We start from the raw sequence: 16,258 nt of genomic DNA on the forward strand, positions 1-16,258 counted from the left end.
TAGCGGTGCCATTTGCAAAAATATCTGAGGCTGTAAAGGGATTGCCTAATTGGAAAAATAGAATTGTTATTGATGCTACAAATTCTCCTGAACCAGATTTAGAAACACTGACATCCAGTGAGACGGTATCAAAAGCTCTACCTGGTGCAAGGATAATTAAGGCTTTTAGTTCACTATATGCACCATTTATAGACGGAGAAGTTAACGGTGGCAAACGTGTTCTATTTTATGCTGGAGATGATCTAGAAGCAAAATCCATAGTTAAAGGATTATTCGAACAAATGGGATTTTATCCTGTTGATCTAGGATCTCTTGCAATTGGAGGCAAAATGATGCAATACGTCGGTGGACCACTTTCGGGAGAGCATTTTACACAAATTGAAGAGTAGTATATCTATTAAATTTAACTGTATCTAACATATTCCTTATAACATTATAATGAATTCGTGATAAATTAGGAATGGGGTAACATTAATGGACTATTGACAATTGTTAAAGTTACAAAAGCTGCACAACAAGGAGTTTATGTTTTTATAAAAGAAAATGAAAAAGAAAATATCAGTATAGGGGGACAACTACTATCTGATAAATAAGTATTGAAATAAATTTAAACTATGAGGGGCACTCAACATAACAATAATAATTATCTTGAACGCCCCTTTTTATCTTAGCAGTATAATTTATTAAATATTTGGTGAAATATGTAGTCAATTTTAACACACATATACGAGAGGAGCATACTTATGAACAAAACATTAGAATTTTTAAAAGAAAGTGTACCTTTTTATCTAGCAACTAATGAAGGCGATCAACCAAGGGTCAGACCATTTGGTGTTGTCTTAGAATATGAAGGAAAATTATACATTGCCACAGACAATACAAAAAAATGCTTTAAACAAATGATAGAAAACCCTAAAGTCGAAATTTCTTGTATGAACAAAACAGGACAATGGATTCGTGTTACTGGAGAAGTTGCAAATGATGATAGACGTGAAGTAAAAGAATTTGCACTTGAAACTATACCAAATTTAAAATCCAAGTATAACGTTGATGATGGAGTTTTTGCTGTTTTATACTTTACAAAAGGAACATCCACTATTTATTCTTATACTGATGAACCTGAAACATTCTCGCTATAATTCATATAAAGTCAATACCACTTGTAATTCAGTGGTATTGACTTTACAATTAAGTTATTCCAATTTAGACCTTTACGCAGGGCAAATCGTTTTAACATCAAACTATAATTTCTATTTAAATTATGAAATGTATATAGATAGGCTGTATTAGTTTGTAAAAATGGTGTTTAATGGTATTATTTTTCTAGTGATTAAGTCACAATTGTAATATATTATGTCTTATAGATAGTGTATAAATACTTACTTTATCTAAATATAAAACTCCCTTGAAATATTAAATTTAATTAGAATATTTCAAGGGAACTATTCACTTAGTTAGTTATATTATTTTATTAAATTTGCACCTAATTCAAATGATTTTTGACAATCTAAAGGAAATTGTATTTTTCTATGTTCTGCTTTTGCTTCTTCAGAATAGGCACTAGATTCATACTTTGAGTAATCATCAAATTGGTAAGTATCATTTGAATACATAACTAATGGTTTTGTAAATATACCTTCAATAGTAGATTCAATTTTATTAAAGGCTGTTGGATAACCAACTTGTTCCATAAGATTTTCTGGAACATTCATTGTATAAATGAATGCTGTTGGCATCTTCTTTGGTGCAATTGTAGAATAGTTCTCATCATACACTAAATAAGGAAACGATAGTCTTTCTAAAAATGCCAATAATTGAGCTGTTATATTACTAAAATATATTGGAGAACCAAAAATAAGCCCATCAGCTTGCGATACCTTTTCTAAAACTTCGTAGATATCGTCCTTTATAGCACATTTTCCATAACTTTTACTTCCAAGTCTTTTGCAAGCAAAGCAACTTTTACATCCAGTATAGTTTAAATCATATAAATTAATTATTTCAGTTTCAACTTCTTTATCTTTTGCAGCTTCTTTTACTCCATCTAAAGCTTTTTGAAGTAATGTAGCTGTATTTTTATTTTTTCTTGGACTTCCATTAATAGCATAAACTTTCATAGTAATACTCCTCTTATTTTTTTATTTTCTCATTTATTTTTTTATTTTTCTTTTATGCTATAATTATATATCATAAAGTCATAAATACATAAGTACGCAGTTTTTTCTGTGTTAGTATAAAAAATATACTATTGAATTTAAAGGAGTTGTAATTATGAATGATGATTTGGATTGTAATGTAGAATTACCTAGTGACTCTATAAATGAGAACTATAATACAAGATGTCCCCTTATATATGCATTAGAGATTATTGGACAAAAGTGGAAGTTGCCTATTATGTGGTACTTATTTGATAATGACTTCACTAGATATAATGAATTAAAACGAAAAGTTAAAGGTATTACTAATATGATGCTTACAAAATCTTTAAAAGAATTGGCAGAGCATAATCTTATCGTTAGAATCCAATACGAAGCAATTCCTCCTAAAGTTGAATACTCTTTAACAGAAAGAGGTAAAGAACTACTTCCTGCATTGAATGAATTGTCTAAATGGGGTGAAGAACAACTTAAACTTGATAAGTCGAAATCAAATTTTTAAATGATCCCTATTTACTTTCATACGCAATCTTCTCATTAGACGAAACAACAAACTAAATGAAAGAATGAACCGTAATTTCCCAATATTGAATTATGAAAGTAAAAAAAAATATGAACTGGAGGATACTTAATGAGAATAGATTGGCAAAGTTTTAGTCTAAGGGTTATTACAACAGCTTTATTTATTATATAGTAGTACGATAATATCATAGAAAAAGCAAGAGAGTAACATTCAGAAATGGGTGTTCTTTTTTATATCTTAAATTAGTTATGCACAGCATATTGTAGATACTGTGAATAACTAATACAACATATTGTAAAACTTGTTTTGGTGTGACGGGCGGTGTGTAAATAACCTAATATCAAAATAAGGAGAAGTGTAAATGATAAAAATGTTGAGTTTATTTAGTGGAATTGGTGCTTTTGAGAAGGCACTAGAAAATCTAAAAGTAGATTATCAATTGGTGAATTACTGTGAAATTGATAAATTTGCAAGTTATGCATATTCAGTAATGCATGGAATATCTTAAGAGTACAATCTAGGTGATATTACAAAAGTTGATATTATTAGAAATAAGATGCCAAAGTATGTTATCTGGGAAAATGTAAAGGCAGTAACATGTAAGAAGCATAAACATAATTTCGATAAGTATTTAAATACATTAGAGGAGTTAGGTTACCGTAATTATTGGAAAGTATTGAATAGTAAAGATTATGGAGTACCTCAGCATAGAGAAAGGGTTTTTGTAGTGTCTATAAGAAAAGACATTTGCAAAGATTCTTTTAAGTTTATAAAAAGAAAAATATACAGAACCTCAACTATGAAAGATATTTTAGAGGATGGTGGAGTTAATGAAAAATACTACTTAAAAGACAATTATTCAAAGGAGTTGGAGAGACATTTTGAAATGGACCTTAATAAAAGAGATACTAATAAAACAACTGGCATATTTAAGCTTGGAGAAATTCAAAATCCTAAATGCTTTATGATGAATAATAGAGTATTTTCAAAAGATAGCGTAAGTCCAACATTAACAACGTCAAGTTATAATGCCCCTAAAATAGTAGAATGTAGGATAAGAAAATTAACACCTTTAGAGTTCTGGAGACTAATGGGGTTTGGTGATGATTACCTAAAGGTTAGAGCGATTTTAAGAGAAAAATTCTACAAAGGTAGGGATGAAGCAGACAGTCAACTGTACAAGATGGCTGGTAACAGTATTGTGGTTAATGTGTCAGAAGGTATACTAAGTGAATTATTTGCAATGAGTATTCAATATTGACATAGTATTGTCATAAATAAAGATTAGTATATAAATATAGAGATTACCCCTCTTATATAGGCATTTGGTTAACTCCAAGTGCTATTTTTATGTGATAAATAGAATTATAGATAAAGACAGTAACTCAATTGTGACTTTTTATCATTAGGATTGGTGCTTATATAATGTAAATATTTAAATATAGCTTGTCTCTTTTGAGTAACAGCCTTCCAACTACTATTGCTTTTATTAGTTACTGTCATGGTTAAATACAATCTTGATATTGCATTTGCTGAATTTTCATCCTTATTTTCCACGTTAGCATAAGAAGTAAATGGTAATATATACATTGCTGTATGTAAGTTAGAATATATATTTATAAAATAAGAATTTTTACTTTCTTTATCTATTTTATCGTAGTTCACTCCAAAACAAGAATCAGCTTCATCCAAACAATGTATAAATGTTTCATTTGCGATTTGTTTTTTGTGATTTTGACTAAGAAAACCATAAGTTTCAAAAAGGAGGCCGATACGAAAATTACAACATATTTATGCTCGAATATCATTTATTATTAATGGGTAGTAATTACATCTTATTTATTGTTTCCTTTCTTTCTTTACAACTATAAAGAAAGAAAGGAAATAAATCTCTTATATTCAAAATAGATAAATATAAAATATATGTAAAAACTTAGAGCAAAATATTGGCCGAGTTTCAAATGAAGCATAAATATCTTAATGATAAGCTTGAATTGGAAATGAAAGATATTCCTGATATGTTCAAACCACTTAACTATCTTCCGCTTGTACTTCGTAAAAAAATAATGAAATCAATTCCAAAGTTTTTAAAGTTAAAAAAAATTCCTCTTTCCTCCTGGTGACGCCAACTCTCATTAGGTTCAATATAATATTTTTTATATCGTATGCCTTTAATAATATGACACACAGCTGTCAAGTTACTATGGTTATAATAAACACATGGTTTAAATAAATTTTTTATAGTAGCAGGAGGCCGACAAAATGGACAAAAAGAATATTATTGTAAATAATAACGAAAATATTAATGGGACAATGGATATACCATCCTATAACCAATTCAACGCAAAAGAATTTGTAGGTAAGCGAATCTTAGTCACAGGTGGGACTAAGGGAATTGGCGAGGCTGTCGCTAAGCGTCTTAAGAGTTCTGGAGCAACAGTAATAACTACTGCTAGGTCAATTCCATCTGATAGCAACGTATCAGACCTATTCATCCAAGCTGATGTCAGTACACCAGAGGGTGTGAATAGTGTTGTTAAACAAGTAATTGAGTCTTTCGGTGGTGTAGATATATTGATTAACACTGTTGGTGGATCGTCAGCTCCAGTAGGAGGTGCTCTTCTTCAGAGTGATGATGACTGGCAAAACACCTTCAATGCCAATTTATTTTCTGCTGTCCGCCTTGATAGAGGATTATTACCATCTATGCAGGAACAAGGATTTGGTGTCATTATCCATATTACATCAATTCAAAGACGTCTCCCTGGTAGTATGACTATGCCGTACTCAGCGGCGAAGGCTGCTTTAACAAATTACAGTAAGGGTCTCGCAAATCAAATGGCATCATATGGAATACGTGTAAATACAGTCGCACATGGATTCACAGAAACAAAAGCCGCTGAAAGACTTATTGAAAGAATGGCTAAGAATTCAGATACTGATTACCAAGGTGCCAGGCAGGAATTGATGGATTCACTGGGAGGTATTCCACTTGGACGTCCAGCTCGCCCAGAAGAAGTAGCTGAACTCGTGGCCTTTTTGGTTTCAGACCGAGCTTCATATATTACTGGCAGTGAGCATGTTATTGACGGTGGAACCCTTCGTTCAGTCTAGTGATTTAATAAAGAAAGGTGATATAAATATGAACTTCATTCAAGTAGATAAAGAAAAATGTACTCAGTGTGGTCTTTGCGTAAATGTATGCCGAGGAGCTTTAGGTATAGGTACATATGGACCAGAAGTTATAAAACAACAATGCATTAGCTGTGGACACTGTGTAGCCGCATGTCCTAATGGAGCACTAGATAATCTGAATTCACCATTAAAAAATCAAGTACTACTTAAAAAAAACCTGAATTTAAATGCAGATTCAGCGGCTCAATTTTTACGATCAAGGCGGTCAATACGTTCTTATAAGAAGATTGCTGTACCTCGTGAAAAGATAAGTAAACTTCTTGACATTGCCCGCTTTGCTCCAAGTGCATGCAACTTACAAGGAGTGTCTTATCACGTAATAGATAACCCTAATACACTTAAAAAAATTACTGAGATCACAATCGAATGGGCCGAGGAAAAATATAAAGATGACACTTCAACATTGGCATCCAGTATTAAAACACAGGTAGATAATTACCACAAATATGGCATAGATGTTGTTTTGAGATCTGCGCCATGTCTTATTGTAGCCATAACCGATAGCAGCATGATGTCTATTGGTAGAGATGACACTCATTTCGCTCTTGCCTATGCTCAGCTCTATGCACCCACTATTGAACTTGGAACTTGTTGGGCTGGATTTTTTGAGAATTGTGCTACATCATGTTATCAACCACTTCAACGTATTTTAAATTTGCCACAAAATATGAGCGTTACCGGTGGACTAATGGTGGGATTTCCTAAATATACTTTTAAACGGCTTGTAGATAGAAATCCGCTACAAATAACTTGGGAATAGATTTGCTTTAAATGATTAATATAGCTAGCTAATGTAGCTGATATACCTTAAGTTATTAGAATATAAGACTGCAATGTAAATGAAATCTTAGCATACTATTGTGAAGATTTCATTGTATAATGATCTCGAGGTGATTATATGCAAATAAATAGATTATTTGAAATTGTATATATCTTGCTTGATAAACAGATAGTAACCGCTAAAGAGCTAGCAAGACATTTTGAAGTATCATCAAGAACAATATATAGAGATGTTGATACTTTAAGTTCAGCAGGAATACCAATATATGCAACCCAAGGGAAAAATGGGGGAATCACACTTTTAGATAATTTTGTGTTAAATAAATCAGTGCTTTCTGAAGATGAACAAAATGAGATATTGATTGCTCTTCAAAGTTTGACGGCAACAGGGTATCCAATTATTGATATAACACTTTCAAAATTAAGCAGCTTCTTTAAAAAAGAAAATTATAATTGGATTGAAGTTGACTTCTCAAGCTGGGGTAGCAATGAACATGTAAAGGAAAAATTTGAGATACTAAAAAATGCTATTATAAATAATAAAATAATTACATTTGAATATTACAACTCAAAAGGCGAAAAAACTAATAGAAAAATTGAACCCATAAAACTGAGATTTAAAGCTAAATCATGGTATCTAAAAGGTTTTTGTTTAACAAAAAATGAAGATAGGACTTTTAAGATTACTCGTATGTTTGATGTTAAGCTAACTGAAGAACTTTACACTAAAAAGCACTTAGATGAAGAACTAATTGAACCTGAAAAGAATGAAGTGGATAATTTAATTAATCTTAAATTAAGGTTTTCATCAAGTGTGGCATATAGAATATATGATGAATTTGATAAAGAAGCTATTATTAAAAATAAAGACGGTTCTTTCAATGTGGATGCTTCTTTACCAAGAGGAGTTTGGATATATGATTACATTCTTTCGTTTGGTACGACAATTGAAGTCTTAGAACCTATTAAAGTGAGAGAAGTAATTAAATCAAAGTTAGAAGATATAATAAATAAATATAAGTAGATGATTATAATATGACATACTGGTATCAGGTTTTGATTGCTATAATTGATATGTAGTTAAAATTTAGATATAACCTAATAAGGAGATGATAACATGTATACAAAATTACCAAAGATTATTGATGATTTTATTAAGGCAAGTAATGAACATAACAGTGATGCATATATTGCTTGTTTCATAGAAAATGCAGTTGTACAAGATGAAGGAAAAGATATAAATGGTATTAAGGCTATAAAAGAATGGAATGAATGGTTAAGTAAAGAATATAAAGTGAAACTAGATGCTATAAAATTAGTAGACAGAAACGAGGAAAAGTTACTTACTGCATCAGTGTCTGGTGATTTCGAAGGAAGTCCAGTAAATTTAGACTATCATTTTACGATAAGTAATGATAAAATCACGGCTTTAAAAATCTTATTAACTCCCGCATTCTTAGCGAAGGTTGGTATTTTCTTTTGATGTTCTTTTAGAAACCAAGTGCTTTTTATAGCTTGATAATCTCTAATCATAGATTCATCTTCAAATAGTATGTGAGATAATTTGCCATTAAGGTGTTTTTTTAGTTTGGATTATTATATTAATCGTATTTTAATACATGAATTATTGGTAGCACTAAATTATTTTTAACTAGTTACGATAAATGATATGTAACAAGGTATTTTAAGAATTGTTAAAATCTAACATTATCACAATATGAAGATTTTATATTTTGGAGATGTTTAATGTGGTGAATGATAACAAATATGAGAATGATATAAAAGAACTTTGTGAGCATATGATTCATTTATTAGATAAACTTAAGCAAAGAGGTTTAATAGATGAGCAGGAATATGAAAGTCTTACGTATCAAAAGAAAAGATTTTTGGATAGTAGATCTAATAAATTAGAAATGAAAATACAAAATTAATCGTTACTAAAATTAGATTTGTCATCATTGGAGTAATACCTATTAATAAGCTCGTCCAATTCTGTACTTAATTTAATCAATTTATTATCCGATATGTCACAATCGTTTAATAACAGATAATCTATTTGTCTTCTCAGGGTTTCTATATTTTTATTTTCTATGCCTGATCTAATTATTTTATCATGGGATATGTCATGCTCGTTTAATAATATATAATCTAGTTGCTCTCTCACAATTTCTAGATTTCCAACTAAATTCATAAGTATCATTCCTTTTTGTTTATATTTATATATTTGTTATGTCACACAATTGTAATATAGTTTGTGACATAAATCAATACAAAACAAATAAATATTTTAATACATAATTATTTGGTTCATATATAGACAATTTTAAAAAAAGTGTCTATACTATTGACTTAAATCCAAAGTAAGCTATGGAGTGAGAGATAATATGCATTTGTTGTTTCAAGCACAATTACGAAAGAGTGATGATCTTACAGCAGATTTAAGTAACTTATTATTCAGTGAGAAACATCCCCCTACATGTCTTTCTAAATATTTGGGTATTAGTATCAACAGCCTGTCTACACCCACGGTGAGACTGTGGTTTTGAAGAACCTATACTAATTTAAAGCAGAAAGGTGCTCGTGGTAAACATGAATCATCATCTAAATTAAAAGATTAAATTAGATGCATTTCAGAAAGAAAACTATGATTTAATAGTTCAAGAGATAACTAAGATAAAAAAAGAAAATAAATTCTAGAATGGTGATATATGGACAAGTTAATATTTATTAAGTCGCTGATAAAAAAGGAGGAATGAATCCATGGAATCTGAGCAAATAAATTTAACAGTCCAGTTGAAAATGAAATGATAACCAGAAGATATAAATCAGAGTGGCTTAAAAAAAGGAAACATAAGCTAGAGGTGCAGATAGAAAAAATTGATAATGCACTTGAGATATTAACGGATAGAGAATATAAGATAATAGAACTTAGGTATTTTGTAAATATATCCAATAAGTATGTAGCAACAAGACTGGATTTAATGGAGCAAAGGGTAAGTGAAGCCTAAGATAGTAAATAAGTTAATTAACCTGGTATTAGTAATGTAGGAATAACGAACAGTTGGTTCACCATATGAAAATAAGGCAATCTAACTATCGTAAATGAAAATACGAACAATGTACTTTGAAAATTGAATAATACGGTGTTAAAAAGCGGAAATAAGAGTTTATTACCATACTAATATGATATAATTATCATTAATTAAGTCATATTGGTAAAAAACTGCGAAGTACAGATTATTTATTAATCTATAGATTAATTGGCGGATATTAAATGATTTTATACATGGTTTCGGGAGGCATTTTTATGATAGAAAGAGGAGTAATTCTTGCTTATGTAAAGGAAAAATTTGATACAGAGCCAGACTATCCTTGGTTTAAGTATCCAAATTATGCGGTACTTAGACATAAGAGTGGTGGAAAATGGTATGGAATAATTATGAATGTACCAAGAATTAAATTAGGCTTAACAGGAGAAGGAAGTGCTGAGATATTAGACTTGAAGTGTGACCCAGAATTAAACAGTTTCTTAAGAAGCCAACAAGGAATTTTGTCTGCATACCATATGAATAAAAAACACTGGATTACAATTGTTTTGGATAGCCCTTTTCATAAAGAAGAAATCTACAATTTAATTAATCTGAGCTATGATTTAACAAAATAGAAATTGATGAACAAAAATAAAATATAATACACAAAATTCTAATTTAGCGTCACAAATTAAAAACTGAACAATTATTTAAAACACCGCATTATTCATAAATGGATTTTGTGGTGGTTTTACTTCGCATTTCAAAGATTATATGTAGCAATATAGAGCAAATCAAGAGCTAACAATATAGATTGAAAATAACACTTAAATGCATTTGAAACAAATATTAAAAATATCTTAAAAATATATTAAATCATAGTAGTATGATAATATTATAGAAAAAGTAAGAAGGGAACATTCAGAAATGAGTGTTCTTTCTTTATGTCATAAAATAGTTATGCATATTCAGTAATGCATGGAATATCTGAAGATTATAATCTAGGCGATATAACAAAAGTTGATATTAGTAATATTAAACAAAGGTAGGGATGAAGCAGGCAGTCAACTGGACAAGATGGCTGGTGACAGTATTGTGATTGATGTGTTAGAAAATATACTAAGTGAATTATTTACATCTAGTATTTAATGTGGACATAGCATTGTCACAAATTAAGGTTAGTATATAAATATAGAGATTACCCCTCTTATATATAGGCATTTGGTTAATTCCAAGTGCTATTTTTACGTAATAAATAGAATTATAGATAAAGGTAGTTACTACAAATTAATTATATGAAATGGTGTAAGGCAAACGGCATTTAATTTATTATTAAAGGGGGGCCAGGATATTTATCTTATTTGTTAAGATAAAAATTCTGGAGTTTTAAATACTTCTAATACCTTAAAATTAAAGCAAAATAATAAAAAAATAGTTAAAAGAAGGAAAATACGTTTTAAATATAGAAGTATAAAGCGGAAAGGTGAGTGGTAGTATGGAAAAATATAAATTTGATTATGAGAATTTAATGAGTATATCAATTTTAGCAGCACAAATTAAAGCAATAGAAAAAGTACTACTGAAGAATGGGACAACTACAATAGAAGAATTGGAACAATACAGAAAAGAATGTTTAGAACCATTAATCAAAGCATGCAAAGAAGGTGAAATTGTAAGTGATAAATATATTAAATTACTTGAAGATAGCATATAAAATATTATGTAGAAAGAGAAAATATAAAAATAGATTCTGATTGGTACTGAGGTAGCATTACAGTTTCGCCAAGTGTACTATATTGTGACATTAATAGTTAGTCTTATTTATGGCTGTATTAATTAAAAAAACCTAAGAAATATGGTTCTAAAAACGATTACAAAACATAAAATGTATAAAAACATTAAATAACAAAAAATGTTGCTATTCCCATTTTGCTATTGTATAATATACATATATAGAATATTGTGGGAAAAGGTGATGTAATGAAATTTTTAACGACGGGAGAAAAGGTTAGGAAGCTAAGGGAGCAATTAAATATTAAACAAGAGGATTTAATTTCAGAAAGAGTAACTAGAGGACTCATAAGTATGATTGAAACAGGCAGAAGAGATATAACCTTTGCTACAGGAGTGAGCCTAGCTGAAAAATTTAACGAAAAAGCTGAAGAACTTAACATTATAATGAATATTGATGAAGTATATTTAATGCGTTCCCCAGCTGAAGATGCTGAAATTTATTGTTTAAATAAGCTTAAAAATGATGACATAACGGAAAGTACCATAAAAGAAATTTTTGAATTAATCCACCAATATGATTTATTATTTGTACAGGCTAAAACATGTTTTAAAATTGGAGAAATTAATGAAGAAAAGAAAAATTTTGATGATGCTTGTATTAACTATGACAAGGCTATAAAAATATACAGGACTATGGGTAAAATCGAAGAGTTAGGACAGGTTTATCTTAGAATGGGTATCTCTAAAGGTAAAGACTTACAACATGATACAGCTATAGTTTATTTTAATTCAAGCCAATATTATTCATTTATTTATGATGATAAGAAGGTTCAACAATCGTCTTTGTACAATTTGGCGAATGCATATAAAAAAACAAATAAAATTAAGTTGGCTTTAGAGACAATTGAAAAATATTTAGAAATAAGTGATGAAACGGACCACTTTTATTATTTCGGGTTTAATACTAAAGCAATTTGCCATGAACTGAATGGAGATTATGATAGAGCTATAGATACTTATAAGGATTTGCTTACTAAAATTTCAGATAACGAAACTCCTGTTTTGGGTTATGTATACAATAATTTGGGATTAAATTATTGTCATAAAGATGAATTTAAGGAGAGTTTAAAATACTTTGAAATGGCAGAAAAATTTAAAGGTCAATTTAATAAATCAAATTTGTCACATAGCTTAATTGAAAAATCAAATGTTTTTTTGAAACAAAATTTATATAGTGATGCAATTAAAACTATAGATTTAGGTTTAAATTATGCCTTAGAGTACAATGACATAGAATATTTAATAAAAGGCTATTATACATTGGAAGATATATACGATAAATTAAATAATTTGGTTAATTTAGAAAGTGTCTATATGAAATTGATTGAACTATTAAAGATTAAAAAGGATAAAAATAATCTTAAATCAATTTATGATAAAATAGCTCTTATGTACTCTAAACAAGGGAAATCAATACCTTGTGAAAAGTATTTAATATTATCAAATGATTTAAATTAATAGGGGGAATAGTTATGAAATTTAAAATTTTACGTAATGTCACTCTAGGTATAGGTTGTTCAATGTTAGCACTTACATTATTATCGGGTGTAGTAAAAAATTATAATGTAACAAGTGGTTTAAGCGGAAATACCATACACGTTGACGAGGATTCACCATATGGAATGGTTCAATCAAAACACATAATCCATATAGATCAGGGTTCACCATATGGAATGATTCAATCTAACCATGGAATCAATATAGACATGGATTCACCATTAGGATGATTTAATAAAAAACTAGGCCAACCACCTAGTTTTTTATTTTGAACTAAAACAAGGTGAATTTCCAGTATTATATTCAGGTAAAAATGTAATTGTTTACAGGTAATATTAAGCAAGCAGCATTAACTCCACATTGGAGAATTTTATAATAAGAATCAAAATAATATAAAATTTACCAATAATAATATGATATAATTTTTATAGAATTTAAGTTGCTATAGTAAAATATTGCGACACAGGGATTATTTATATAATAAGAAATATGGGGAGGAGTAATTGAATGAAAATTAATCATATAGCTTTATATGTAAAAGATTTAGAAAGGGCAAAAGAATTTTACAAGAAATACTTTGGTGCAATAGAAAATGAAAAATATCACAATTCGAAAACCGGGTTGGAAACATATTTTTTATCTTTTTCTGGCGAAGAACGGTTGGAAATCATGACCATTCCAGAATTGCATGAAAATGAAAAGAATATGAAGCATTATGGTTACATTCATTTAGCTTTTAGTGTTGGCAGTAAACAAAAAGTGGATGACTTGACATATATGCTTAAAAAAGATGGCTATACCGTGATAAGTGGACCAAGGATAACAGGTGATGGATATTACGAAAGCTGTTGCCTTGATTCAGAAAACAATCAAATTGAAATTGTGGAATAAAAAGAGTAATCTCCGAGGTTCAAATTAGAATTTTGCGAAGTAATGAAATTACTTCAAACTTTTCGTACTATATGAAACAAGGATAAAAATATATCTAGGTAAAATAATTGTATTTAATGTATCACATTAATAGTATTTTTGTAAAATTAAGGAGGTAACTGAGATGAATAAATTCATAACAATTATTTTGTACTTACTACCTATATTACTTGTTAGTATTCTAACAAAACGGATAACTTGTTTTTTGTTCAGTGCAGGAATTATGACCATCATACTTGGATTTAGCATGGAATTTATTCCAAATATCATTAGATATAAAAAGAATAAATCAAATGCTTATATTTGTATAATAGTTGCGGGGTTTTGTTTAATTTGGGTTTCATTAATGAACTGATTTAATCTTAAACTTTAATCAATATTTTTAAAAAATTATCTTAAAGAGAAAGGGCTCATAAGTCATACCAATTGTGAATTGAAGGTTTACAGCTATATTTGCTACAACAAAGGCACCTTCAATTAGCAGCAACTAGTAATATAGTCATATAAAGCATTATTTTAACGCTTTAAGCACTTTATATATATCATATATATCCTCACTACTTAAGTCATCAAAATTATCTAGCTTGGTTTTTATATCTTCTATGGTTTGGTTTTTATAGCTTGTATTAGTATTTTTTCTAAGAAAAAATACTGATATAGTACCGGTAAGCATGCCCAGAAATCCTATACCTACAAGCATAAGTATACTTGCGATTATTCTGCCAATAGGTGTGGCAGGTGATATATCGCCATATCCTACAGTTGTAAGAGTAACAAAACTCCACCAAAGTGCATTCCCATATGAAATGCCTTCAGCAAAGTGTATTCCTAGAGTTCCAACAAAAAGTGCAGTTAAAGTAAACCAGATTACATAATGAAAATTGTTTGTTTTTAAGAAGTCATCTATATGTTTCCGAATTTTCAATAGAAATACTGCTGATCTAAGTATTTTTAGAGTCTTAAATAATTTAGTGAATTTAAGTGTTCTTGCTAATCTTAGTATTTTAGCTGCTTGAAAAATTGAGTTAAATGGTATTATTGTAATTAAATCAATAATATTACTCTTAAAAAATGCTTTTTTGTTTTTTGACAGAATTAATCTTGTAAAATAATCTATAGAGAAAACAATTAATACTGCGTTGTCTATAATATCGAATATATCTGTAATTTTATTAGACAAGGTATAAGAGCTATCAATTATTAACATAATAATAACTACCAAAGACAGTAAAGCCATTACTATATCATAAATTAATTTCTTGTTTTTAAACATAGATTCATCCCCTAATTATGTATGCTAAAAATGAAATCATTAAATTGGGCTATTTTTAACAATCATATCATATTTAGAGATGAATTACATAATATTATACAATTTTGTAATGCTGAATGAGTAAATGACACGCCATTTAAGAAAATATATTGAATATATTTATATTATGTTTAGTTGCATTTGCCTTATTAACTGGATGTGAATCTAGTACTACAGGAAATGCTATAAAAAAAGCAAAGGTAAAACCAAAAATAAAAATTACCGCACAGCTAATTGTAAATAAGTTAAAAGAAAAAGATACACAATATATGACAAATATTAGTGTAATAACAGCTGAAAATGATCCTAATAAATTTTTAGGAAGACCAAATGAGTATACTGAAAAAATAACATGGGCGGATAGCAGATCAAAGGATTCAAATGTAGATTGTTCTGTTGAATTATTTAAAAATAAAGAAGATGCAACAAATAGGAAAAAGTATATACAAAATATAATAAAATCGATGCCTATGCTAACACAGTATGTAGAACAAAAAAACAATGTATTAATAAGAATAGATAGAGTCTTAACACCAGATCAAGCAAATGAATATATAAATATCTTCAAATCAATATAGTGGAGTTAATAGACTAATGTAATCATTGCAACCTATTTAAAAGATATATTAGGTTTAAACGTATACGGAATGTTAGAATTTTTTACTAATGAGCTAGTTACAGTATTTGCTTTAGTATTTGTAATCGTAAAGTGACATACAATTCTATTTGTTAACAAACCACCATTGTCAGCTCTTAATCCGGCATCAATTACTAAGGTATAAAGATAACCTAAAGAGTATCCTTGGGATGGCGAAAAAACATAAAGGTTATTTTTAACCAGCTGTAATACCAGGCACTACGTCTGATGTTTTTAAATTGAAGCCTGTACCATTTATTCCGTAGCCATTATATACATGTATATGACTAAGATTATAGTCATCTAATGTAATAGGGGTACCGAAGAATAGGGGTACCGAAGCCAAAGCCAAAGCCAAAGCCAAAGATCTTATCGATAGGAACATTTGTCTCATCTGGTATAATT

The 16,258-nt window shown here is 29.2% G+C and carries 24 protein-coding genes; 19 read left to right on the forward strand and 5 right to left on the reverse strand.

The annotated features are described in order from the left end of the window. Positions 1–389: NADPH-dependent F420 reductase (locus BR66_RS25975; RefSeq protein WP_026881077.1), on the forward strand; the 389-nt coding region annotated here is incomplete at its 5' end. A 354-nt stretch (positions 390–743) separates the two neighbouring features. Then, positions 744–1,139 carry a pyridoxamine 5'-phosphate oxidase family protein gene (locus BR66_RS0100015; protein ID WP_026881078.1) on the forward strand — a complete coding sequence of 132 codons (396 nt, stop codon included), beginning with the start codon at positions 744–746 and terminating at the stop codon, positions 1,137–1,139. A 324-nt stretch (positions 1,140–1,463) separates the two neighbouring features. Here BR66_RS0100015 and BR66_RS0100020 read toward each other — a convergent pair whose 3' ends face one another. Next, a complete protein-coding gene (locus BR66_RS0100020; RefSeq protein WP_026881079.1) occupies positions 1,464–2,117 on the reverse strand; it encodes a flavodoxin family protein in 654 nt (217 codons plus the stop codon). 154 nt (positions 2,118–2,271) lie between these two features. Between BR66_RS0100020 and BR66_RS0100025 the strand changes: the two genes are divergently transcribed. The 3 genes from BR66_RS0100025 (at position 2,272) to BR66_RS22680 (ending at position 3,940) form a co-directional block, all read left to right on the forward strand. Beyond that, positions 2,272–2,658, forward strand: a complete 387-nt coding sequence (locus tag BR66_RS0100025; RefSeq protein ID WP_026881080.1) for a winged helix-turn-helix transcriptional regulator — start codon at positions 2,272–2,274, stop codon at positions 2,656–2,658. Positions 2,659–3,040: 382 nt separating this feature from the next. Continuing rightward, complete coding sequence (locus BR66_RS25980) at positions 3,041–3,187, forward strand: DNA cytosine methyltransferase (RefSeq protein ID WP_162174125.1); 147 nt, start codon at positions 3,041–3,043, stop codon at positions 3,185–3,187. Between the two features lie 36 nt (positions 3,188–3,223). Next, on the forward strand, positions 3,224–3,940 hold the full coding sequence (locus BR66_RS22680; RefSeq protein ID WP_278246795.1) for a DNA cytosine methyltransferase: 717 nt from the start codon (positions 3,224–3,226) through the stop codon (positions 3,938–3,940). A gap of 104 nt (positions 3,941–4,044) precedes the next feature. On the opposite strand, the gene BR66_RS0100035 is transcribed toward BR66_RS22680, so the two are convergent. Next, the gene (locus BR66_RS0100035; protein ID WP_026881081.1) at positions 4,045–4,371 is read right to left on the reverse strand and encodes a hypothetical protein; all 327 of its coding nucleotides are present in this window, start codon (positions 4,369–4,371) and stop codon (positions 4,045–4,047) included. A 570-nt stretch (positions 4,372–4,941) separates the two neighbouring features. Here BR66_RS0100035 and BR66_RS0100045 point away from each other — a divergent pair. The 5 genes from BR66_RS0100045 to BR66_RS0100065 all read left to right on the forward strand — a co-directional run bounded on the left by BR66_RS0100045 (position 4,942) and on the right by BR66_RS0100065 (position 8,585). Further along, complete coding sequence (locus tag BR66_RS0100045) at positions 4,942–5,793, forward strand: SDR family oxidoreductase (RefSeq protein WP_242841079.1); 852 nt, start codon at positions 4,942–4,944, stop codon at positions 5,791–5,793. Between the two features lie 28 nt (positions 5,794–5,821). Then, positions 5,822–6,634, forward strand: a complete 813-nt coding sequence (locus BR66_RS0100050) for a nitroreductase family protein (protein WP_026881083.1) — start codon at positions 5,822–5,824, stop codon at positions 6,632–6,634. A 138-nt stretch (positions 6,635–6,772) separates the two neighbouring features. Further along, the gene (locus tag BR66_RS0100055) at positions 6,773–7,678 is read left to right on the forward strand and encodes a helix-turn-helix transcriptional regulator (RefSeq protein ID WP_026881084.1); all 906 of its coding nucleotides are present in this window, start codon (positions 6,773–6,775) and stop codon (positions 7,676–7,678) included. Positions 7,679–7,771: 93 nt separating this feature from the next. Beyond that, a complete protein-coding gene (locus tag BR66_RS22685) occupies positions 7,772–8,137 on the forward strand; it encodes a nuclear transport factor 2 family protein (protein WP_051624027.1) in 366 nt (121 codons plus the stop codon). Positions 8,138–8,402: 265 nt separating this feature from the next. Continuing rightward, positions 8,403–8,585, forward strand: coding sequence for a hypothetical protein (locus BR66_RS0100065; protein ID WP_026881085.1), 183 nt, complete (start codon positions 8,403–8,405; stop codon positions 8,583–8,585). Here the strand turns inward: BR66_RS0100065 and BR66_RS0100070 are convergent. Continuing rightward, positions 8,582–8,845 (reverse strand): aspartyl-phosphate phosphatase Spo0E family protein, encoded by a 264-nt coding sequence (locus BR66_RS0100070; protein ID WP_026881086.1) that lies wholly within the window; start codon positions 8,843–8,845, stop codon positions 8,582–8,584. The genes BR66_RS0100065 and BR66_RS0100070 overlap by 4 nt on opposite strands. 613 nt (positions 8,846–9,458) lie before the next feature. On the opposite strand from BR66_RS0100070, the gene BR66_RS0100075 reads away from it, so the two are divergent. The 8 genes from BR66_RS0100075 (at position 9,459) to BR66_RS0100110 (ending at position 14,259) form a co-directional block, all read left to right on the forward strand. After that, the gene (locus BR66_RS0100075; RefSeq protein WP_026881087.1) at positions 9,459–9,662 is read left to right on the forward strand and encodes a hypothetical protein; all 204 of its coding nucleotides are present in this window, start codon (positions 9,459–9,461) and stop codon (positions 9,660–9,662) included. Positions 9,663–9,961: 299 nt separating this feature from the next. After that, on the forward strand, positions 9,962–10,318 hold the full coding sequence (locus tag BR66_RS0100080; protein WP_026881088.1) for an MmcQ/YjbR family DNA-binding protein: 357 nt from the start codon (positions 9,962–9,964) through the stop codon (positions 10,316–10,318). Positions 10,319–10,703: 385 nt separating this feature from the next. After that, positions 10,704–10,832: a hypothetical protein gene (locus BR66_RS26565; RefSeq protein ID WP_278246790.1), complete on the forward strand. Its 129-nt coding sequence runs from the start codon at positions 10,704–10,706 to the stop codon at positions 10,830–10,832. Positions 10,833–11,178: 346 nt separating this feature from the next. After that, on the forward strand, positions 11,179–11,397 hold the full coding sequence (locus BR66_RS0100090) for a hypothetical protein (RefSeq protein ID WP_026881089.1): 219 nt from the start codon (positions 11,179–11,181) through the stop codon (positions 11,395–11,397). A gap of 266 nt (positions 11,398–11,663) precedes the next feature. Further along, on the forward strand, positions 11,664–12,935 hold the full coding sequence (locus BR66_RS0100095) for a helix-turn-helix transcriptional regulator (protein ID WP_026881090.1): 1,272 nt from the start codon (positions 11,664–11,666) through the stop codon (positions 12,933–12,935). A gap of 14 nt (positions 12,936–12,949) precedes the next feature. Further along, positions 12,950–13,204 carry a hypothetical protein gene (locus BR66_RS0100100; RefSeq protein ID WP_026881091.1) on the forward strand — a complete coding sequence of 85 codons (255 nt, stop codon included), beginning with the start codon at positions 12,950–12,952 and terminating at the stop codon, positions 13,202–13,204. A 277-nt stretch (positions 13,205–13,481) separates the two neighbouring features. Continuing rightward, on the forward strand, positions 13,482–13,865 hold the full coding sequence (locus tag BR66_RS0100105; protein WP_026881092.1) for a VOC family protein: 384 nt from the start codon (positions 13,482–13,484) through the stop codon (positions 13,863–13,865). A gap of 163 nt (positions 13,866–14,028) precedes the next feature. Then, positions 14,029–14,259 carry a hypothetical protein gene (locus tag BR66_RS0100110; RefSeq protein ID WP_026881093.1) on the forward strand — a complete coding sequence of 77 codons (231 nt, stop codon included), beginning with the start codon at positions 14,029–14,031 and terminating at the stop codon, positions 14,257–14,259. A 156-nt stretch (positions 14,260–14,415) separates the two neighbouring features. On the opposite strand, the gene BR66_RS0100115 is transcribed toward BR66_RS0100110, so the two are convergent. Continuing rightward, positions 14,416–15,177 (reverse strand): potassium channel family protein, encoded by a 762-nt coding sequence (locus BR66_RS0100115; protein WP_026881094.1) that lies wholly within the window; start codon positions 15,175–15,177, stop codon positions 14,416–14,418. 149 nt (positions 15,178–15,326) lie between these two features. On the opposite strand from BR66_RS0100115, the gene BR66_RS0100120 reads away from it, so the two are divergent. Continuing rightward, on the forward strand, positions 15,327–15,794 hold the full coding sequence (locus tag BR66_RS0100120) for a hypothetical protein (protein ID WP_242841080.1): 468 nt from the start codon (positions 15,327–15,329) through the stop codon (positions 15,792–15,794). A gap of 255 nt (positions 15,795–16,049) precedes the next feature. Here BR66_RS0100120 and BR66_RS25440 read toward each other — a convergent pair whose 3' ends face one another. Continuing rightward, positions 16,050–16,238 (reverse strand): hypothetical protein, encoded by a 189-nt coding sequence (locus BR66_RS25440; RefSeq protein WP_156946194.1) that lies wholly within the window; start codon positions 16,236–16,238, stop codon positions 16,050–16,052. Positions 16,239–16,258 lie beyond the last annotated feature (20 nt).

Source organism: Clostridium akagii DSM 12554 (genome assembly GCF_000686725.1).
GTDB classification, from domain to species: Bacteria; Bacillota; Clostridia; order Clostridiales; family Clostridiaceae; genus Clostridium_I; species Clostridium_I akagii.